Below are 20,926 nucleotides of genomic sequence, written 5' to 3'. Positions count from 1 at the left end.
GAAGCGGTGTTTATAACAAAACGCCCCCGACCATCAAGGCCGAGGGCGGTCAAGATATCAAAAACCCACTATCCGATAAAACGCAGTACTGCTCCGCTTAAGTGAACAGTATTGCCGCATTGGCGGGCCTCATGTCACATAGAACGGCGTAAATTACAGAACGTCAACCGCGTTCAGTTCTTTGAAAGCCTGTTCCAGACGGGTGATCATGCTTGTCTGACCAGCACGCAGCCAAACGCGCGGATCGTAGTATTTCTTGTTCGGCTGATCTTCGCCTTTCGGGTTACCCAACTGGCCCTGCAGGTAAGCTTCGTTTGCTTTGTAGTAGTTCAGAACACCTTCCCAGGTCGCCCATTGGGTATCGGTATCGATGTTCATTTTCACTACGCCGTAGCTTACGGAGTCTTTGATTTCCTGAGCAGTAGAACCGGAACCGCCGTGGAAGACGAAGTTCAGGCTGTTGTGCGGCAGGTTATGTTTCTTAGAAACATAGTCCTGAGAGTCGCGCAGGATGGTCGGGGTCAGAACCACGTTACCCGGCTTGTAAACGCCGTGTACGTTACCGAAGGAAGCAGCGATGGTGAAACGCGGGCTGATTTTGCTCAGCTCGGTGTATGCATAATCAACGTCTTCCGGCTGGGTGTACAGTGCAGAAGCGTCCATGTGGCTGTTGTCCACGCCGTCTTCTTCGCCACCGGTGCAACCCAGTTCGATTTCCAGAGTCATGCCCATTTTGGACATGCGCGCCAGGTATTTGGAGCAGATTTCGATGTTCTCTTCCAGAGACTCTTCAGACAGGTCGATCATGTGAGAAGAGAACAGCGGTTTGCCGGTTGCTGCGAAGTGTTTTTCACCCGCGTCCAGCAGACCGTCGATCCACGGCAGCAGTTTCTTCGCGCAGTGGTCAGTGTGCAGGATAACCGGAACACCGTAGTGTTCAGCCATCTGGTGAACGTGATGCGCGCCAGAGATAGCACCCAGGATTGCAGCGCCCTGAGGCACGTCGGACTTCACGCCTTTACCCGCGATGAAAGAAGCACCACCGTTGGAGAACTGTACGATTACCGGCGCTTTAACTTTTGCAGCGGTTTCCAGTACGGCGTTGATGGAGTCGGTACCAACGCAGTTAACAGCTGGCAGAGCAAAGTTGTTTTCTTTAGCTACCTGGAAAACTTTCTGTACGTCATCACCAGTGATTACGCCTGGTTTTACGAAATCAAAAATTTTAGACATGTTGCGAGTCCTGTATCTTCGGCCTTGGAAAGGGCGCGCGCTCTAAAGCGCGCTAATAATTGGGCAGGTTTCCCTGCCCATTAAATGCTTACTTTTTAGCGCGCTCTTCGAGCATCGCTACTGCTGGCAGAACTTTGCCTTCCACGAATTCGAGGAATGCGCCGCCGCCAGTGGAGATGTAGGAGATTTTATCAGCAATGCCGAACAGGTCGATTGCTGCCAGGGTATCGCCGCCGCCCGCGATGGAGAACGCTTCGCTGTCTGCGATAGCGTTAGCAACGATTTCAGTACCTTTACGGAAGTTCGGGAATTCGAACACGCCAACCGGGCCGTTCCACAGAATGGTTTTCGCATTCTTCAGGATTTCAGCCAGCTGCTGTGCAGAAGCGTCGCCGATATCCAGGATCTGCTCGTCTTCTTTCACATCGCTAACGGATTTCAGTGTCGACGGCGCAGTTTCAGAGAACTCAGTCGCTACGCGAACGTCGGTCGGAACCGGGATATCGCAAGTAGTCAGCAGACGTTTTGCTTCGTCAACCAGGTCAGCTTCATACAGGGATTTACCGACGTTGTGGCCTTGAGCGGCAACGAAGGTGTTCGCGATACCACCGCCAACGATCAGCTGGTCAGCAATTTTAGACAGGGAATCCAGAACGGTCAGTTTGGTAGAAACTTTAGAGCCACCAACGATAGCCACCATCGGACGAGCCGGTTCTTTCAGCGCTTTGCCCAGCGCGTCCAGCTCAGCAGCCAGCAGAGGACCTGCGCAAGCAACATCGGCGAATTTACCGATACCGTGGGTAGAAGCCTGTGCACGGTGAGCCGTACCGAAAGCGTCCATCACGAATACGTCGCACAGCGCCGCATATTTTTTGGACAGAGCTTCGTCGTCTTTCTTCTCGCCTTTGTTGAAGCGAACGTTTTCCAGAACCACCAGCTCACCGGCAGCGACTTCAACGCCGTCCAGGTAATCTTTTACCAGGCGAACCGGAGCAGACAATTTGTCTTTCAGGTAGTTAACAACCGGCAGCAGAGAGAATTCTTCGTTGTACTCGCCTTCGGTAGGACGACCCAGGTGGGAAGTTACCATCACTTTAGCACCCTGCTTCAGGGCCAGTTCGATGGTCGGCAGGGAAGCACGGATACGCGCGTCGCTGGTTACTTTCCCTTCTTTAACTGGTACGTTCAGGTCGGCACGGATAAAAACGCGTTTACCAGCCAGATCCAGATCGGTCATCTTAATTACAGACATGGTGAATCCTCTCGTTGATACTTAAAGTTTTGTCGACGCTCAAGCGTCGAGCCTGAAACCAATAGCAGCCATCGCTAACGTTGTGTCGAGCATACGGTTAGCAAAGCCCCATTCATTATCACACCAGACCAGGGTCTTGATCAGGTGAGCACCACTCACACGCGTTTGCGTACCATCAACGATGGCGCTGTGCGGGTCATGGTTAAAATCTACAGAGACCAACGGTAATTCCGTATAGTCAACTATACCATGAAATGCACCTTGTGCTGCTTTTTGCAGCAACTGGTTGACTTCGCTGGCTTTTACCGGTTTTTTCACCGTCACGCTTAAGTCGATCGCCGTCACATTTATGGTCGGTACACGCACCGCGATCGCTTCAAAACGATCGTTAAATTGCGGAAAAATTCGCGTAATGCCCGCCGCCAGTTTGGTATCAACCGGAATAATTGACTGGCTGGCCGCTCGCGTACGACGCAGGTCAGGATGATAGGCATCAATCACCTGCTGATCGTGCATCGCAGAGTGGATCGTCGTGACGGTACCAGACTCAATGCCGTAAGCATCATCCAGCAATTTAATGACGGGAATTATACAATTCGTGGTGCAGGAGGCGTTGGATACAATTCGGTGCTCAGCGCGCAGCTGATCCTGATTAACGCCAAATACAACCGTTGCGTCGATGTCGGGACTACCAGGATGTGAAAAGAGCACTTTTTTTGCACCGGCGGCAATATGCGCCTCGCCGTGTTCGCGGTTACCGAAGACGCCCGTACAATCCAGCACAACGTCAACACCCAGTTCACGCCATGGCAGCGCGTCGAGCGTTCGCTCATGCAAAATGCGGATCGCGTCATCACCAACGATGAGTTGGTCACGTTCCTGACGAACATCCCAGGCAAAACGCCCATGGCTGGTGTCATATTTCAACAAATGCGCCATGCCTGCAGCATCCGCCAGTTCGTTGATTGCCACCACGGTGATTTCCGCCCGACGCCCGGATTCATACAAAGCACGAACCACGTTGCGTCCGATGCGACCGAAACCATTAATCGCTACGCGTACGGTCATAGGTCTCCTGCAAGGATTTCTCAGAAACGATGTGGCTGACAGAGTAATGCAGCAAATCGCTCAGGGAAACCTTACCTGTCGCAAACTGCGACTAATTGGTTAATTGTCGAACATTTAATCGACTGAAACGCTTCAGCTAGGATAAGCGAAACGCGGAATAAAAGGAATGATTGTCCAGCGACAGAACGCAGTTATCTGACTTGCATCACACTTTAACGCCCTTCGTCGCTAAATTTATTCCATATTCCAGAATTGCGAATAACCGTAGCAAGATTATTTCGTTGCTATGTCACAAATCCTGATTTATATCAGAAAGCTCCCTAACCCGCGTCTATATTATCAGCGCTACGTCCGAGTCTCGGAGTCCCTCAACTATGACTACATTCGCTCCCCAATCATCTGACGCGCGCTTTTTGGCGCTGCGATTATTACCCGGTCAGGAACTCTTTTCTGCGCTACACGCATTTGTCCAACAGCATCAGTTGCAGGCAGCCTGGATAGCGGGTTGCACTGGAAGCCTAACCAACGTTGCCCTGCGCTACGCAGGTCGTGAGGAAACCACATTACTCACCGGCACGTGGGAAATCATCTCTCTGAACGGCACGCTGGAGCTCACTGGTGAGCATCTCCATCTGGCGGTTGCCGACCCGCATGGCGCGATGCTGGGCGGCCACATGATGCCGGGCTGTACCGTGCGCACCACGCTGGAACTGGTGATTGGCGAGCTAACGTCGCTGGCATTTAGCCGACAACCCTGCGCCATCTCCGGTTATGACGAACTGGTTATTTCATCCCGCTAACGTTTCATTTGAATGAGGTCTTCTATGGCGCATCGCCAATTTTCCAGCCAGTCTCTGGTGCTGATTGTCATTGCTATTGCCATCAACATGGTCGGTGGACAGCTTATCAGCATGTTGAAATTACCTATTTTTCTCGACTCCATTGGCACCTTAATCAGCGCAGTGCTACTAGGTCCGGTGGTAGGAATGCTGACCGGATTGCTCACAAACCTGTTATGGGGATTATTGACCGATCCCATCGCCGCCGCCTTTGCTCCTGTGGCGATGGTCATCGGGCTGGTGGCCGGTTGGCTGGCGCGGGCGGGATGGTTTCGCACCTTACCCAAAGTCGTTGTCAGCGGCGTGATCATTACACTGGCCGTCACCCTCGTGGCCGTACCGATTCGTACCACCCTGTTTGGCGGCGTCACCGGCAGTGGTGCCGATCTTTTTGTCGCCTGGATGTACTCGGTCGTTCAGAACCTGGTGGAATCCGTTGCCATCACCGTCATTGGCGCGAATCTGGTCGATAAAATCCTCACGGCGATCATCGTCTGGGTACTGCTACGCCAGCTTCCGTTGCGTACCACGCGTCACTTCCCCACGATGTCTGCTGTGCGCTAAATGCATCCGTTTACCTCGTTAACCCTGTGGGCGCTCGCCGCCTGCTCCACGCTCCTGCTGCCAGTCGGAGCGCCGCTCAGCCTTTACAGCGCGGCGACGTTCATCGGTCTGTTGTGTATGAAGGCCACGCGCCCACGGGCAAAATACGTACTCTGGCTGATGATTCCCTTAGGTCTGGGGCTATGGCTGGTTCACGGCGGATGGCTTACAGAATGGCTCAGCGGACAACCGCGCACGCCAGAACGTTGGGCCGATGCCGTCACACTCTGGTCGCGGATCCTGGCCATTGTGTCGACATCACAGATGTGGATGCAGTACGTACCGGTTTCGCGCTTTATACGCGCGCTGTTTGCTTCACGCTTACCACCTGGCATTGCCTATATGTTTGCAGGCCCGCTGCTGGTCGTCGAGCAGCTCAAACACCAGTTGGCGATTATTCATGAGGCCCAGCGGGCGCGCGGTGTACCGCTGGATGAGTCCTGGCATCAACGTTTACGCGCCATGCCTGCACTGATTGTGCCGCTCACCCATAATGCGCTCAACGATTTGGCCGTACGCGGCGCAGCGCTGGATATGCGCGGATTTCGCCTGCATCGCACTCGTACCACGCTGTGGGCGCCGCCGGACAGCACCTTACAGCGTCTGGCGCGCTACGGCATGGTGGTTCTGATAGTGATTGAGACTGGAGTCTGGATATGGTTACGTTAGAACAGTTTCGCTATCACCCAACGCATGCTATGCGACCGCCAGCCTGTTTCGATTTCCACTATGCAAAGCCTGGCATGGTAGCCATTTTTGGCGATAACGGTAGTGGGAAAAGTACGCTGGCGCAGCTGATGGCAGGCTGGTACCCCGATTTCCTGCCCGGTGAAATTGAGGGCACAGGAACATTATTGGGTACCCCCATCGGGCAACTGTCGCTCGTCGAGCAATCAAGCACCATTCAGTTGGTGCAGCAATCACCTTACCTGCAGCTTTCCGGCTGTACTTTCAGCGTTGAGGAGGAAGTGGCGTTTGGCCCCGAGAATCTTTGCCTTACCGAGGCTGAAATTGTGCGCCGCATTGACGCGGTGCTCACGCTAACGGAATGCCAGCCACTGCGTCATCGTCATCCAGGCACGCTTTCCGGCGGCGAAACCCAGCGGGTGGTGATTGCCAGCGCGCTCGCCATGCAGCCGAAAATATTGATTCTGGATGAAGCATTCAGCCGCCTCACCGCGCAGGCCACGACAATGCTGCTGGAGCGACTGCAACAATGGGCGCAGGAACAGCATGCTTTAGTGGTGCTTTTCGAACGCAATCATTCACCTTTTCTCAGCCACTGCCAGCAGGCGTGGCAACTGCGCGACGGAGCGCTGTCACCACTATGTTAACGCTAAACCAGGTAACCTGGCGCTGGCCAAATGCCGCCGATGACTGCTTGCGCAATATTTCACTTGAACTCCATGAAGGTGAATGGCTGGCGCTGACGGGCGATAATGGCGCCGGTAAATCCACACTGCTGCGCATTATGGCCGGGCTGCTCTCCCCTTCTTCCGGCTCAGTTACGGTGCAAAACCGTGCGATTGCGCAACTGAAAAACCGGGAGCGCGCCAGGGCGATCGGCGTGCTGTTTCAGGAGGCGGAAAATCAGATCTTCCACAGTAAGGTACGAGATGAAGTGGCCTTTGGATTACGGCTACAAAAGCTTCCTGCAGTAGAAGTTGCGCAACGCACTGCGGCGGCACTGCAATTATGTCAGCTAGAAGAGGTTGCCGACGCACACCCACTGGATCTGCATACCGCGCAACGCCGAATGGTTGCCGTCGCCAGTCTGGAAGCCCTGGCACCTGCGATTCTGCTGCTGGATGAGCCCAGCCGGGATTTTGATGCGCACTGGCTGGGTGTTTTCGAGCACTGGCTGGCGGTGTGCCGTGCGCGTGGCGCAAGCGTTGTGGCGATCAGTCATGACGCTGCGTTTACGCAGCGCCATTTCTCGCGAGTGGTAAGGTTACACAACAAAAATCTCACGCAATCCGATATTCACCATCGACCGTCATCTCCAGCATAAAGTCGGCTGGTCGGCTCCCCTCCAGTACCCGACGAACATTCGGTCCGTCGGTACGCTCATAAAACGCTTCAGCGTCAGCTTGCGATAGTCCGCCAGCCAGTTTACGGCCTACCAGTCGTGTACGAAGCGCATTGGCGGGGGCGCTAATAAACAGCGAGTAATCACAAAATTCAGCTAAAGCCCGCCATCTTTGGTCATCGCGCAATAACCAGTTTCCTTCCACAATGACAATCGGTGCAGTCACTTGTATGGATTCTTCGACCGGGTCGTGCTTTTGCCGGTCATACTGCGGCCAGGCACCTTCCCCGTCTCTTATTTGCTGCAAATTCCGTGCAAGCTTCTCCACATCAAAGGTTTCCGGCGCCCCTTTGTATGCCCGTAGATTATGGGTGTCCAGCCAGCTATTGTAGTGATGGAAGCCATCCATTGGCAGCGTCTGGATCTCTGGCAGACCGGGGTCCTGACGGGAAAGATATTCCCAGAAGGTGGTCAGCGTCGATTTTCCCGTTCCCGGCGGCGCGCTGAGAAAAACAATCGTTCGTCGCTGCGGATTCGTGGAATGTATTTTGGCCAGTTGCTGTAATATGGGTTTGTGAACGTTCTTTATCTCATCATCAAGGTAATGTGCTTCAACCTGTAGCCCATTCACCGTTAGTTCAATTTTCACGGCGTCAATTCCTTTAAAATCGCCGTCACTGCCAGCGTCATTGCCGTCTTGACCATTGCGCTAAAGCGCACTTCAGACCACGCAGCAAAGTCGGCAAATTTCATCGACTCCAGCGCACCATAGAGTGTCGCGTTGCGGGTGATACTGTTCACGTTGCTGACAAAATCCCAGGTAATGTCATCGGCAAAACTGGGAATGTTATCCTGCTCGTTCAGATACTGATAAAACTGAGAAAAATGGGTAATGTCGGCATAAAGCCACTTATCCATTTTACCCAGCGCATAAATCAGACGTAACGCAACGTCGATATCGTCAAGCGGCCCACTCTGGGCGAGTAACGGCTTCACTGCATATTCCACGATCTCTTCATCGTTATTGACGAACAGCGACGGTAGAAAGCGCTTAATGCCCTGGAGCAAAATGTTATGTGCCGTCGTCATAAACGAGAGTAAATTATTTTGAGCATCCAGTTGCTCAAGCACATCGTCTTCTGTCAGCGTCGTCATTCGTTTCTCGATAAATCACCATGAATGCAGAGAGTCTATTATATTACACGTTCGATCCGCGCCGCCGATCAGTAAAGTTTGCGTGCGCACACCATTCGCAACCTGTTGGATCCCTTTAACAAGATCGCCGCCTGTGACCCCCGTCGCGCTGAAAAGGATCTTATTTCCCCCTACCAATTCGTCGAGCGCATAGATACGGTTGACCTCAACGCCCATCTCGGCACAGCGCTGACGTTCCTGTGTCGCAATCAGACGATTATCGGCGTTATCCCCTTTCGCTTCGCAGAAATCGATTAGCTCAGCCTGCATATCGCCCCCCAGCGCTTTAACCGCGCAGGCTGAAATAACGCCTTCAGGTGCCCCGCCGATGGTGTACATCAGATCATAGGGATTCTCTTGCATACAGGCCAGTACGCTGGCGGCCACATCACCATCGGGCAGCGCAAAGACCTTGACGCCAAGTCGTGTCGCCTCGGCAATCGCCAGTTGAAGACGCGGTTTATCCAGCGTCACCATCCGCAGTCGTTCCAGCGGTTTGCCCAACGCCGCAGCCACATTACGCAGATTATCTGCCAACGGCAGCGCCAGATTAATCGCCCCTTTTGCAAACCGATTAACAACCAGTTTTTTCATATACATATCAGGAGCGTGTAACAAACTACCGCGGGGGGCAAACGCCATGACCGCCAGCGCATTGCTTTGCCCCATCGCCACCATTCGGGTTCCTTCAATGGGATCGACGGCAATATCCACCTCTGGTCCGGCGCCATTTCCCACTTCCTCACCAATCCACAGCATCGGGGCGCGATCAATTTCTCCTTCGCCAATAACGATTCGCCCACGAATGGCAACGCTGTTCAATGCTTCCCGCATTGCCGTCACGGCCAGACCATCAATCTTGTTTTTATCACCGCACCCGGTTTGCGGCCAGGCCGCCAGCGCGGCCTGCTCAGTAATACGAAACAGCGGCCATGCCAACGACATCATATTGCCGCCTCCCCAATATCCACGCCAAATTGCGCCAACAGGTATTTTTCCGCTTCTTCATTCCAGATACCGTGCGTTTTTTCCACCAGCCTTGCCAGCTCTTTGAAAAGTGGGTCCGTTTTCCCCTTCTCAGCAAAATCCGTTATGGCTGTAAGTGGCATCGTCACACCGTTATAAATCAGCTTCTTACCTCCAGGGATCGCAGGCAAATTCAATACCGTCTCCGGTACGGCATCCAGCCCCCCAATATGCGTTACCATAAACGAGGGCTGTAGTTGACCGGTTGCACTGAGCGCAATAGCCTCTTTCATATCATCCGTTGAACCACCGGACGTTCCGACAACGTGAGTGCTGTTATAGTGAACGTTATAAAAATTAAACGGCACTTTGAAGTTGCTGTCAGTCGGGCCGGCAAAGAAGTTCAGACAACCATCTTCCGCGAGGAGATCATCTGCCATTTCAATCACCGCTGGCACAGCCGCATACACAAAGACATCATCAAAACCTGCATCGTCAGTTAACGCGCGCAACATCGCTGTGGGGGAATCCATGCCGGTAGTGTTCACATAGATAAGCTCAATCCCCTTTTCTGCCGCTAACTCAACCGGCAACAGTTTTTTAGCCTGCGTCAGTCGCGCTTCGTCGATATCCACGACCACCACGCGTGACGGCTGAATATTGCCGTTAATGGCATAATCTATAGCGCCAATCCCCATCGGCCCGGCGCAGGCCAGCAACGCAATGCTGCCTCCCGGCTTAATCCCCATACGATGCTCATACACGTAAGGCGTGGTGTGATAGTTCGCGTTATAAGCGCCAATGATGCAACACATCGGCTCCGCCAGGGATGCTGCGGCAAAATAAGAACCGTGGTACGGTAAAACGCAGCCCAGATTAATCGCCACCTCAGGAATAATCATGTAGGTAGCATTGCCACCAAAATATTCATAGCTGTATCCCGCTGAATATCCGCTTGGCAAGCCCATCGCGGGTTGTAAAACAAAACGCTGGCCTTTTTTATATTTTTCCGTCAGGTTTTTCCCAACCTCAATGATGATACCTGCGCACTCATGGCCGGTAATAACCGGATGATTTTCCAGGTCATCCGGAACACGTTTATGATCGCTACCCAAAGCAGCCGCTTTCCAGGTTGATAAACAAACGCTATCTGAGATTACACTTACTAGTAATTCATTATCTGTAATTGCAGGAAGTTCAAATTCACGGATACGAATATCCTGCTTGCCATATATGGCAGCGACTTTCGTTTTCATATTCACTCCAAAAAAAGAAGGTTAGTTCGCAGTGATGCGTTTAAATAAATCATCCAGTAGCGGGTCACCAATATAGTTCTTAATCAGCACTAATGGTTTTTCACTTACGCGTTTAACACGACCTTCAAGACTGGCATGGGTGACAATAATATCGGCATCTTGTGGAACGTTTTCGATGGCATAATGCGCCACATTAATATTCAATCCCGCTTTTTCCAGACGCTTGCGGAATGTGGTGGCTCCCATAGCGCTGGAACCCATTCCAGCATCACAGACAAAAGCGACACGCTTTATATTTTTATAAGAGAATTTACCTTCCTGCTTCATTGCCTTGACGGTTCTGGCAGATTCAGCGAAGTCATCTTCATTTTCTGTTGCGACATTCTTTTCCATTTTCAGGATTAAAGAAGTGATAACAAAGGTGACAATCGTTCCCGCTGTGACGCCTGCAATAGTCGCGAGGAAAGAACCTTTTGGCGTTAATGCCAGGTAAGCGAATATTGATCCTGGACTAGGTCCCGCAACCAACCCACCGTCCAGCAGATGGAATATCCACGTCCCGGTCATTCCCCCAGCGATCATGGCAATCAAGGTCAGGGGTTTCATCAGAACATAGGGGAAATACAGTTCATGAATACCCCCCAGGAAGTGGATAATCATGGCCCCTGGCGCAGATTTCTTACTCATCCCTTTACCAAAGATGGCAAAGCCAAGTAGCAAACCCAATCCCGGCCCTGGGTTGGAGGCCACCATGAAAAATATCGATTTTCCCGTTTCTGAAGCTTGTTGCATGCCGAGCGGATAATACACGCCCTGATCGATGGCATTGTTCAGAAAGAGGATTTTCGCAGGCTCGTTAATCACGGATAGCAGCGGCAAATACCCCGCATGAACCAACGCTTCAATACACTCCTTCACAAAATTGTTAGCCACGAGAACCGCCGGGCCAATGACTTCAAACCCCAGCAAGCATAAGAGCATTCCCGCAATACCAAGGGAGAAGTTATTGATAACCATCTCGAAACCTGCAGGAATGCGTTTTTCCAGCAGACGATCGATATGCTTAATCACCCAGCCGCCAAGCGGCCCCATCACCATAGCGCCAAGGAACATCGGAATATCCGCGCCCACAATCACGCCGATAGAACCAATCCCACCCATTACTGCGCCACGTTTCCCTCCCACCAAATGTCCCCCTGTGGAGCCAATCATGACGGGTAGTAAATAGGTAATCATCGGACCGACAATTTTGGCGAAATGCTCGTTCGGCATCCAACCGGTAGGAATAAACAATGCAGTTATAAAACCCCAGGCAATAAAAGCGCCGATGTTGGGAATGACCATCGCAGTCAAAAACCCACCAAAAGCCTGGACTTTGGCACGAGCAGACTTGTTTTCCATAATAATGTCCTGAAAGGATGCTGTGAATTATGCGTGGGCGATAATATCCGCCAGTTGTTTTTCTGATTTAGCCGTTAATAAAGCGGTTAATGCTTCCTCTTCACACAATAATTCGCTTAAGGCCTGGATAGCGCCAATGTGTGAATCGGCATTCGCTGCCGATAACCCGATTAATAATTTTATACCGTCGTCATCATCGGCAAACTTTACTTCCTGTTTGAGAAGCGTTAATGACATCCCGGTTTTTAACGCACCACATTCTGGTCGAGCGTGCGGCATCGCAACGCCAGGAGCCAAAATATAATAAGGACCATTGCTGATTGTTGAATCCTTAATGGCCTGAACATAATCTGAATTAACATAATGGTTAGCCAGCAAGGATGACATAGAAAAATCTATTGCCTCCTGCCAGTTCCTTGCTGAATTTTTTATTGAGATAGATGACTCTGGAAAGTAATCAATTAGCCGCATACATTTTCCTTATTTTATTTTTAGGGTACGAGTTAGCGTTAAAAATAAAATACTCGTGCGGCAAAGCGAAATCAATCGAGGGAGAAAAGCCATGCAGCGTAAACTGTATTTTTATAAATCCTTTAAAAACAAAAAGTTATTTATAGATAAATAAAAAGCAACAGCAATTATGTGATCTGAGCTGCATATTCACAACATCACTAAATGTCATATTTGTGATAAAGATCTACAATTAATCATTGCGAATAAATAAACATATTATTGCTAAAAAAACGGGCCGCCTAAGCGACCCGTTTTCATCTGTAACCGTAATTACAGCAGTTCTTTTGCTTTCGCGACAACGTTGTCGACGGTGAAGCCGAACTCTTCGAACAGCAGCTCTGCCGGAGCAGATTCACCGAAGGTAGTCATACCAACGATAGCGCCGTTCAGACCCACGTATTTGAACCAGTAGTCAGCGATACCCGCTTCCACGGCAACACGTGCAGAGACAGCTTTCGGCAGTACGGACTCACGGTAAGCGGCATCCTGCTTGTCGAATGCGTCGGTGGACGGCATGGAAACCACGCGCGCCTTCACGCCTTCAGCAGTCAGTTTGTCCCACGCAGCCACAGCCAGCTCAACTTCAGAACCAGTCGCGATGAAGATCAGTTCTGGCTGACCAGCGCAATCTTTCAGCACGTAGCCGCCGCGAGCGATGTTCGCCAGCTGCTCTTCGGTACGTTCCTGCTGTGCCAGGTTCTGACGGGAGAGGATCAGGGCGGTCGGGCCGTCCTGACGCTCAACACCGTATTTCCACGCCACGGCGGATTCAACCTGGTCACACGGACGCCATGTGCTCATGTTCGGCGTCACGCGCAAAGAAGCCACCTGCTCTACCGGCTGGTGAGTCGGGCCGTCTTCGCCCAGACCGATGGAGTCGTGGGTGTAGACCATCACCTGACGCTGTTTCATCAGCGCAGCCATACGCACCGCGTTACGGGCATATTCTACGAACATCAGGAAGGTAGAGGTGTACGGCAGGAAACCACCGTGCAGGGAGATACCGTTAGCGATAGCGGTCATACCGAATTCACGCACACCGTAATGGATGTAGTTACCAGCGGTATCTTCGTTGATCGCTTTAGAACCAGACCACAGAGTCAGGTTAGAAGGTGCCAGGTCAGCAGAGCCGCCAAGGAATTCCGGCAGCAGAGGACCGAATGCTTCAATCGCGTTCTGAGACGCTTTACGGCTGGCGATCTTGGATGGGTTCGCCTGCAGCTTAGCAATGAACTCGTTCGCTTTCGCGTCGAAATCAGCCGGCATGTCACCTTTCATACGACGGGTGAACTCAGCCGCTTCCTGCGGGAAGGCTTTCGCATATGCAGCGAACTTCTCGTTCCACGCAGCTTCTTTTGCCTGGCCTGCTTCTTTCGCATCCCACTGAGCATAGATTTCAGACGGGATTTCGAACGGCGCGTATTTCCAGCCCAGCTGTTCACGGGTCAGTGCGATTTCAGCATCGCCCAACGGCGCACCGTGAGAGTCGTGAGTACCCGCTTTGTTCGGAGAACCGAAACCGATAATAGTTTTGCACATCAGCAGAGACGGTTTGTCGGTCACTGCGCGCGCTTCTTCAACTGCGCGTTTAATGGCGTCAGCATCGTGACCATCAACGCCACGAACCACGTGCCAGCCGTAAGCTTCGAAACGCTTAGCGGTGTCATCGGTGAACCAGCCTTCAACGTGACCATCGATAGAGATGCCGTTGTCATCGTAGAACGCAACCAGTTTGCCCAGCTTCAGCGTACCGGCCAGAGAACATACCTCGTGAGAGATACCTTCCATCATGCAGCCGTCGCCCATGAAAGCGTAGGTGAAGTGGTCAACGATGTCGTGACCTGGGCGGTTAAACTGCGCCGCCAGCGTTTTTTCAGCGATAGCCATACCGACTGCGTTCGCAATACCCTGACCCAGAGGACCGGTCGTGGTTTCAACACCCGCAGTGTAACCCACTTCCGGGTGACCCGGGGTTTTGGAATGCAACTGACGGAAGTTCTGCAGCTCGGACATCGGCAGGTCATAACCGGTGAGGTGCAGCAGGCTATAAATCAGCATGGAGCCGTGGCCGTTAGACAGCACGAAGCGGTCACGGTCAGCCCAGGACGGGTTAGTCGGGTTGTGGTTCAGGAAATCACGCCACAGGACTTCGGCAATGTCAGCCATACCCATCGGGGCACCCGGGTGACCGGATTTGGCTTTCTGTACTGCGTCCATGCTCAGCGCACGAATAGCATTGGCAAGCTCTTTACGTGAGGACATTTTGACTCCAGATCGGATAATGAAGGCCACGCCCTAAACGACTTGACGACAGCGCGTTTTGGGCTACGCCGGAAAAAAGTGCCAACAATGTAACCCAAGCCGCGTGTCATGTACATGGAGCATCCTTTTACCGCTTCAGAAATCTCTGGATCATGCACGCATGTTGCGCAATCTTCTCGCCCGCTTATTGTTCTTTTCTTTATACTTATGCCGAGCGTCGGTTTACCTGCAAACGACGCATTTTTTAGAATAATCCTGACTTTGTGCGGAAGAGAAAAAATGAAAATTCGCGCTTTACTGCTTGCTACGAGCATGGCGACGGCATTGACCGGCTGCCAGAACATGGACTCAAACGGACTGCTTTCCTCTGGCGCAGAGGCTTTTCAGGCCTACAGCCTGAGCGATGCTCAGGTGAAAGCGCTGAGCGATCAGGCCTGTAAGGATATGGACAGCAAAGCTACCATCGCCCCGGCTGGCAGCGAGTATGCAACGCGTCTTGGCAAAATTGCCTCCGCGCTTGGCGATAACATTAACGGCCAGCCGGTGAACTACAAAGTCTATATGGCGAAAGACGTGAATGCCTTTGCCATGGCGAACGGCTGTATCCGGGTATACAGCGGCCTGATGGATATGATGACGGATAACGAAGTCGAAGCGGTGATCGGCCACGAAATGGGCCACGTCGCGTTGGGTCACGTGAAAAAAGGCATGCAGGTTGCGCTGGGCACGAACGCCGTGCGTGCAGCGGCGGCCTCCGCTGGCGGCATTGTCGGCAGCCTGTCGCAGTCGCAATTGGGCGATCTTGGCGAGAAACTGGTGAACTCGCAGTTCTCCCAGCGTCAGGAATCCGAAGCGGATGATTACTCGTATGATTTGTTGCGCAAACGCGGGATCAATCCGTCAGGTCTGGCAACCAGCTTTGAGAAACTGGCAAAACTGGAAGCCGGACGTCAAAGCTCCATGTTTGACGATCACCCGGCATCCGCAGAACGTGCGCAGCATATTCGCGATCGCATGAGCGCGGATGGAATTAAGTAACCACAGTATCAAAGCCGGATGAGCTAATATCATCCGGCAGATAAGGATACCCTCAATATTTCATTCACCAAGTACCAATTTTCAAAAAAAACAGCCACAATAATAATAAAATACATCACAAAAATACCTAGTGAATGAACATTTCAAATTCAAATAAAATATCTAATACATATATTTAAAGAAAAACTAAAACCTCATTTAGCATAAATTAATATCCTAAATACCCTTTCCTTTTATATAATGTCTATTGTGATTGTAATATTTAGTTACACACGGACACTTTAGAACAGCAAGGAAAGGAATAATTACCATGAACAATATTTGCAAAGCCTCACTGCTGGCTGTCTTGATCAGCGCTGGCAATGTTGCTGCGGCAGAGGATGGAACCATTACTTTTACAGGTAAGATTAGCGATGCAACCTGTGAAATTACCGGTGGTGATGCCACATCTGGAGAATCAACTACTCCTGATTTTACCGTAACATTACCGTCTGTCAGTGTCACTGCGCTGGATACTGACGGAATGCGCGCGGGAGATACACCATTTCATATTACGCTCAGCGGCGCCAACTGTACAGATGGTAAAGTTGCAAGCGTTTATTTTGAACTGGCACAAAGCACATACCTTGACACAACTACGGGTAACCTGAAAAACAGTACCGCAAAAGAAAGCGGTGGCGCAGATAAAGTACAAGTCGGTCTGCTGGATTCCGATAAATCAATTCTGAACCTGACAACTGCGAATAATTCCGCAAAAACTGCAACGATCTCAGGAAATACGGCCCGTTTTGATTACTGGGCACAATATGTCGCAACAGGTGGTGCGTCAACTGCAGGTGTTGTTAACTCAGAAGTTGTGTACTCCATTAAATATCAATAATAAATATGACGGGATCGCCATCCCGTCATCTCTGCTTTAGGGTTAAAAAGATGCGCAATAACTTGTTGAAAATTATTCCTTTATGTATCTTTTCCTGGCTAAGCAGCGCTGACGCCACGATACAAATAATGACAACCCGTGTCGCATTTAACGCAGCGGAAAAAGAGCAAACCGTTCGAATTAATAACTTGGGAAAAACACCAGAACTCGTCCAGGTTTGGCTTTCCAGCACGGATAAAACCGACGGTATGGAGAAAGAGACATTACCTTTCTTCATTAATCCTCCCGCCTCACGAATCAATGCGCAAAAGGGAAAAATATTCCGTATTTTTCAAACTAAAGAGGCTGTGAGTAAATATCCGCAAGACAGGGAGTCACTGTTATGGCTGAACGTACTCGATATTCCCCCTGACGAACAGGAAGAGGTCAGTAAAAACCAGTTAAAGATGGCTTTTCGGACAATGATTAAATTCTTTTATCGACCAGCCAATCTCAAAGGTAATCCTCAAGAAGCTGCGGATAAATTGCACTGGGAATTAAGAAAAGTAGCAAAAGGTTATGATGTCATCGGTACAAATAACTCCCCCTACCATGTCAGCATGACCAATGTATGGCTGACAGATGGTCAAGGTAGAGACATAGAAATTGACGGAAAAATGATCCTTCCCTACAGCACCCTGACCTATCATTTTCCACAAGTAGTTTCTATTAGTGGTAATGGTTTTTTTAAATATAACTACATAACTGATCTCGGCGCATACATAAAAAAAACATATACGTTCTAATATAGTTCAAAACCAGGATGGTTAAATAATGATTGTCAAGGACAGTCGCCGACTTAAACGGCTGGTCATTTTGCAGTGCGCAAGCCTGCTTCTCTATACCTCGGATATTTATGCTGCCAATGAGAAAAAGAATATCTCTTTTTCTCAGGGGTTCATGCATTTCTACGATAATGGCACCGATCTGTCACAATTTGATGGCGTAGAAAAAATCATTCCCGGAGAATATAGACTTGAAGTCTATAACAATCTAAAAAAAATCGACACCTGGCCTGTTCGTTTCATTGCCGCTAAAAATGCCCAAGGCGTAAACGCCTGTATGACGCCAGAAATGATCATTCGATTTGACGTCGATACAGATAAGCTTCCCAAAAACTGGCAGACACAATCTTGTCTGATTCTTCCTGAATTAATCCCCGGTGCGACGGTCAGCTATAACCAGGAAGATGAACAACTTGACGTCACCATCCCGCAGGCCATGCTCCTCAATACACCCGTAGGTTACATCAGTCCAGAATTGTGGGACGACGGTGTTCCCGCATTAATGGCCGCTTATTCTTTGAGCGCATCCAGTACGCATTACCGCGAACCACAACAAGAAAATACCAATTACGGTTATGGCAACCTGTTGACGTCTTTAAGTTTAGGATCATGGCGTTTTACCACGTATGACAGTGCTCATTCAGGTAACAACGGTCAAGCGGATGATTTCCAGCATATTCAAGCCTACGCTGAGCGGGGGATCGCGCCTTTACAGTCTCAAATCACCCTTGGCGATCTCAGTACCACGGGGGATTTTTTTGATACCACTGGAATTCGCGGTATTCGTTTGGCGACAGACGACCGCATGTTGCCTGATTCTGTTCGCAGTTATGCCCCCATCGTTCGTGGTATGGCAAACAGCAATGCCACCGTCACGATTAAGCAGTCTGGCAATGTCATCTATGAACAGGTCGTTCCGCCAGGTGAGTTCGCCATCAGTGACCTCTATGCAACAGGTTATAACGGCGATCTGGAAGTCACGGTAAAAGAGACCAATGGTAAGCAAACTTCGTTCACCGTTCCCTACTCCAGTGTACCGCAGTTGCTTCGCGAAGGGTATTCGCGCTATTCACTCGCGGGTGGCGAAATTCGCAATTCCGACCTGAGAGACGACCCTACACTGCTGGAAGGGACATTTCAGTACGGCATCATGAACAATCTTACCGGCTATATTGGGGGGCAAAATGCCTTTGATGGCGACTATGCTGCACTGATGGGCGGTTTTGCCGTGAACACCCCCATAGGTGCACTTGGGTTGGACGTCACTCGTTCATTCACCCATTTTGACAATATGCCAAAGGCAGAAAATTGTGGTCAGTTCTGCAATATGAGCCTGCGCGTCAGCCTCTCCAGAAATCTGGCTGAGACTGGCACGAATTTCAGCCTCATTGGCTACCGCTATTCCAGTCAAAACTACTACTCTCTGGCTGATGCAGTCAGTCTTAAAAAAGCCATTGAAACAGGACAACAAGACGATTATCCAGAACGTTTTCGTGAAAGAGTAGAAGCTAATATTAATCAGGTCCTCCCTGACGGGTGGGGAAGTTTTTATATCAGTGGTTTTGTGGGCAACGTCTGGAACAGCGAGCGCTCCCAAAACGATCGTTCCAACTTCACTTTGGGTTATAACAACCAGATTGGCAGTACCAGTTGGGGTATCTCGTATGGTCGAACCAATAATGACGAAGGCGGTCACGAGGACACTCTTTATCTTAACGTCTCCATTCCCTTCGGGCGCAGTTACGAGAAAAAAGCCCGCCTGACGGCCAACTTTAGCTACAACAGCGATGAGGCGAACTTCCGCACGGCTCTGAACGGTTCAGCAGGAGAATATTCACAATTCGGTTTTGGCGGCTATTTCAGTCAATCCAATCGTCCTGAGACTAATTTTGGTATGAACCTCTCCTGGACAGGTGAGAGTGCAACAACGGGTATGACGTATAGTCAATCACGAGATTCATTCATGGGTGGAATAAATATGAGCGGTGGCCTGGTTGTGCATCAGGGCGGAATTAACTTTACACCGTCATTAAGCGACACTATCGGTATTATTGAAGCAAAAGGTGCAGAAGGCTCACACGTCTACCCAGATTCCAGAGCAGTTATTAAGAAAAACGGTTACGGAATTGTTAGTTATCTATCCCCTTACAAATATAACGATGTCTATCTTGATCCAAAAGGTACGGCAATGAGCGTCGATATTGAAGATGCACACCGTAAAATAGTCCCTCGTGCAGGTGCTGCTGTGTTGATAAAAATGCAAACACAGCGCAACAAACAAACATTGGTTTATTTTAAAAGCAGCACCACTGAATCCATACCATTCGGAGCATCTATTAATGACAAAGATATCAAGAATATCGGCATGGTTGGGCAAGGTGGTCTGGCGATGGTTGTATTAGATGAGGGCGATAATACCTTTACAATTAAATGGAAGAAAAACAAACAGAATAAACAGTGCACCGTGAACTATCAATTCACCGCAGCAGATCAACCAGAAGAATCCAAGGGTGAAATCAATGCTTTGATCATTCCATGTCTTAATCCAGGGGAAATGAAATGAGGAAAATAATCCAGCTAATTTTATCCATCAGCTTTATTACATTATTGATAAGCCCTGTAGTCAATGCAACTTCCTGCAAGCTCAATACTGCAGAGTCAATTTTAACTATTCCTGACAATATTACTTTAAACCCTGCAGATAAGGGAAGTGCAGGCACAGTATTATGGTCAAAGAGTTACAGCATGCCCGATCTGAAATATACCTGTGACCAGGGTATTCAAACTAACTGGCATTCAGAGTTTAGTCGTGAATATCTGGCAACATCTATTGATAAAGTTTATGCAACAGAAATTCAGGGCATCGGGATTCGTATTAAATGGCCAGTAACTGGAACATCTGGCAATTGGATCCCAGGTAATTCAGGCATATCAACACAGTGCAGTTCCGGATGCTCAATCACTGGCAGTAGTGTTCTCATTGAATTTGTACAAACAGGCACATTAAATCAGGGAGAAAGCTACATTCCCGCAGGAGAGATAGCTACAGCGAACGTAATACCAACCAATAATATTGGTGATAAATTACGGATCATGACAATCAACTTCGCTGCTGCAATAAAGGTTTTAACGCGCTCCTGTTCAATTTTCCCTTCGACCAACAGTCTTGATCTGGGATCATACAGCCTTGCTGATTTCCAAAATAGCGCAACAGCACAAGGCGAGAAAAAAGAATTTACTATTACCATGACGTGCCCAACAGCAAGCAGCGTAACGCTAACATTTAGTTCAACTATATCTCCTCCTTTCGGGGCCGGAACCGGCGTAATTGGCGTAGAACAAGGTGACGACTATGCAAAAAATTTCTCTATTAAGTTATTTGAGAAAAATGGCTATGTCGAGAATGCATTATCGCTAAATAAAACATTCACCTACGACATAACGACTTCACTAATGAAAACATATACCGCACAGATATATGTACCCGCAAGTGTGGATCGGAAATCAGGTTTAGGCGCAGGCAGCGTCGTTGGCGCAGTTCAATATACAATGACTATCAAATAATATA

The 20,926-nt window shown here is 50.0% G+C and carries 20 protein-coding genes; 10 read left to right on the top strand and 10 right to left on the bottom strand.

All coding sequences use genetic code 11. From position 1 onward, the window contains the following. Positions 1–153: 153 nt before the first annotated feature. The 3 genes from fbaA to epd form a co-directional block, all read right to left on the bottom strand. Entirely contained in the window at positions 154–1,233 is a 1,080-nt protein-coding gene (gene fbaA, locus FHD02_RS15610) for a class II fructose-bisphosphate aldolase (protein ID WP_038633542.1), read from the bottom strand. Positions 1,234–1,321: 88 nt separating this feature from the next. Further along, positions 1,322–2,485: a phosphoglycerate kinase gene (gene pgk / locus FHD02_RS15605; protein ID WP_137360710.1), complete on the bottom strand. Its 1,164-nt coding sequence runs from the start codon at positions 2,483–2,485 to the stop codon at positions 1,322–1,324. 39 nt (positions 2,486–2,524) lie between these two features. Then, positions 2,525–3,553: an erythrose-4-phosphate dehydrogenase gene (gene epd, locus FHD02_RS15600; RefSeq protein WP_038633548.1), complete on the bottom strand. Its 1,029-nt coding sequence runs from the start codon at positions 3,551–3,553 to the stop codon at positions 2,525–2,527. A 374-nt stretch (positions 3,554–3,927) separates the two neighbouring features. Here epd and FHD02_RS15595 point away from each other — a divergent pair, with 374 nt between their 5' ends. The 5 genes from FHD02_RS15595 to FHD02_RS15575 are packed head-to-tail and all read left to right on the top strand — an operon-like array spanning position 3,928 to position 7,006. Next, positions 3,928–4,353, top strand: a complete 426-nt coding sequence (locus FHD02_RS15595) for a PPC domain-containing DNA-binding protein (RefSeq protein WP_137371100.1) — start codon at positions 3,928–3,930, stop codon at positions 4,351–4,353. A 24-nt stretch (positions 4,354–4,377) separates the two neighbouring features. Continuing rightward, positions 4,378–4,956, top strand: coding sequence for an ECF transporter S component (locus tag FHD02_RS15590; RefSeq protein WP_137371099.1), 579 nt, complete (start codon positions 4,378–4,380; stop codon positions 4,954–4,956). After that, entirely contained in the window at positions 4,957–5,664 is a 708-nt protein-coding gene (locus tag FHD02_RS15585; protein WP_137371098.1) for an energy-coupling factor transporter transmembrane component T, read from the top strand. Then, positions 5,652–6,329: an ABC transporter ATP-binding protein gene (locus FHD02_RS15580; protein ID WP_137371097.1), complete on the top strand. Its 678-nt coding sequence runs from the start codon at positions 5,652–5,654 to the stop codon at positions 6,327–6,329. Before FHD02_RS15585 ends, FHD02_RS15580 begins: the two co-directional genes overlap by 13 nt. Next, complete coding sequence (locus FHD02_RS15575) at positions 6,323–7,006, top strand: ABC transporter ATP-binding protein (RefSeq protein WP_061382431.1); 684 nt, start codon at positions 6,323–6,325, stop codon at positions 7,004–7,006. Before FHD02_RS15580 ends, FHD02_RS15575 begins: the two co-directional genes overlap by 7 nt. Here FHD02_RS15575 and FHD02_RS15570 read toward each other — a convergent pair. The 7 genes from FHD02_RS15570 to tkt form a co-directional block, all read right to left on the bottom strand. Next, positions 6,963–7,673, bottom strand: a complete 711-nt coding sequence (locus tag FHD02_RS15570) for a nucleoside/nucleotide kinase family protein (RefSeq protein WP_137371096.1) — start codon at positions 7,671–7,673, stop codon at positions 6,963–6,965. The two genes, FHD02_RS15575 and FHD02_RS15570, sit on opposite strands and share 44 nt — an antisense overlap. Then, a complete protein-coding gene (locus FHD02_RS15565) occupies positions 7,670–8,179 on the bottom strand; it encodes an MltR family transcriptional regulator (RefSeq protein WP_038633553.1) in 510 nt (169 codons plus the stop codon). The genes FHD02_RS15570 and FHD02_RS15565 overlap by 4 nt, the downstream gene beginning before the upstream one ends. Positions 8,180–8,194: 15 nt before the next feature. After that, on the bottom strand, positions 8,195–9,166 hold the full coding sequence (gene glpX, locus FHD02_RS15560; RefSeq protein WP_137360716.1) for a class II fructose-bisphosphatase: 972 nt from the start codon (positions 9,164–9,166) through the stop codon (positions 8,195–8,197). Next, positions 9,163–10,440 carry a zinc-binding dehydrogenase gene (locus FHD02_RS15555; RefSeq protein WP_137371095.1) on the bottom strand — a complete coding sequence of 426 codons (1,278 nt, stop codon included), beginning with the start codon at positions 10,438–10,440 and terminating at the stop codon, positions 9,163–9,165. The genes glpX and FHD02_RS15555 overlap by 4 nt, the downstream gene beginning before the upstream one ends. Positions 10,441–10,461: 21 nt before the next feature. Then, positions 10,462–11,841, bottom strand: coding sequence for a PTS mannitol transporter subunit IICB (locus FHD02_RS15550; RefSeq protein WP_137360717.1), 1,380 nt, complete (start codon positions 11,839–11,841; stop codon positions 10,462–10,464). Positions 11,842–11,868: 27 nt separating this feature from the next. Beyond that, entirely contained in the window at positions 11,869–12,312 is a 444-nt protein-coding gene (gene cmtB, locus FHD02_RS15545) for a PTS mannitol transporter subunit IIA (protein WP_042310928.1), read from the bottom strand. Positions 12,313–12,624: 312 nt separating this feature from the next. After that, the gene (gene tkt, locus FHD02_RS15540) at positions 12,625–14,616 is read right to left on the bottom strand and encodes a transketolase (protein ID WP_137360718.1); all 1,992 of its coding nucleotides are present in this window, start codon (positions 14,614–14,616) and stop codon (positions 12,625–12,627) included. Between the two features lie 279 nt (positions 14,617–14,895). Here tkt and FHD02_RS15535 point away from each other — a divergent pair, with 279 nt between their 5' ends. The 5 genes from FHD02_RS15535 (at position 14,896) to FHD02_RS15515 (ending at position 20,922) form a co-directional block, all read left to right on the top strand. Further along, complete coding sequence (locus tag FHD02_RS15535; RefSeq protein WP_137360719.1) at positions 14,896–15,654, top strand: M48 family metallopeptidase; 759 nt, start codon at positions 14,896–14,898, stop codon at positions 15,652–15,654. A gap of 310 nt (positions 15,655–15,964) precedes the next feature. Beyond that, on the top strand, positions 15,965–16,534 hold the full coding sequence (locus tag FHD02_RS15530) for a fimbrial protein (protein ID WP_137360720.1): 570 nt from the start codon (positions 15,965–15,967) through the stop codon (positions 16,532–16,534). Between the two features lie 128 nt (positions 16,535–16,662). Beyond that, complete coding sequence (locus FHD02_RS15525; RefSeq protein WP_249935539.1) at positions 16,663–17,319, top strand: molecular chaperone; 657 nt, start codon at positions 16,663–16,665, stop codon at positions 17,317–17,319. A 28-nt stretch (positions 17,320–17,347) separates the two neighbouring features. Continuing rightward, complete coding sequence (locus FHD02_RS15520) at positions 17,348–19,921, top strand: fimbria/pilus outer membrane usher protein (RefSeq protein WP_220394071.1); 2,574 nt, start codon at positions 17,348–17,350, stop codon at positions 19,919–19,921. Continuing rightward, positions 19,918–20,922: a fimbrial protein gene (locus FHD02_RS15515; protein WP_137371093.1), complete on the top strand. Its 1,005-nt coding sequence runs from the start codon at positions 19,918–19,920 to the stop codon at positions 20,920–20,922. Before FHD02_RS15520 ends, FHD02_RS15515 begins: the two co-directional genes overlap by 4 nt. Positions 20,923–20,926: the final 4 nt, after the last annotated feature.

The organism is Citrobacter sp. EC_71 (genome assembly GCF_019584005.1).
Lineage (GTDB): Bacteria > Pseudomonadota > Gammaproteobacteria > Enterobacterales > Enterobacteriaceae > Citrobacter > Citrobacter werkmanii.
This window is presented reverse-complemented; position numbering and strand designations above follow the sequence as displayed.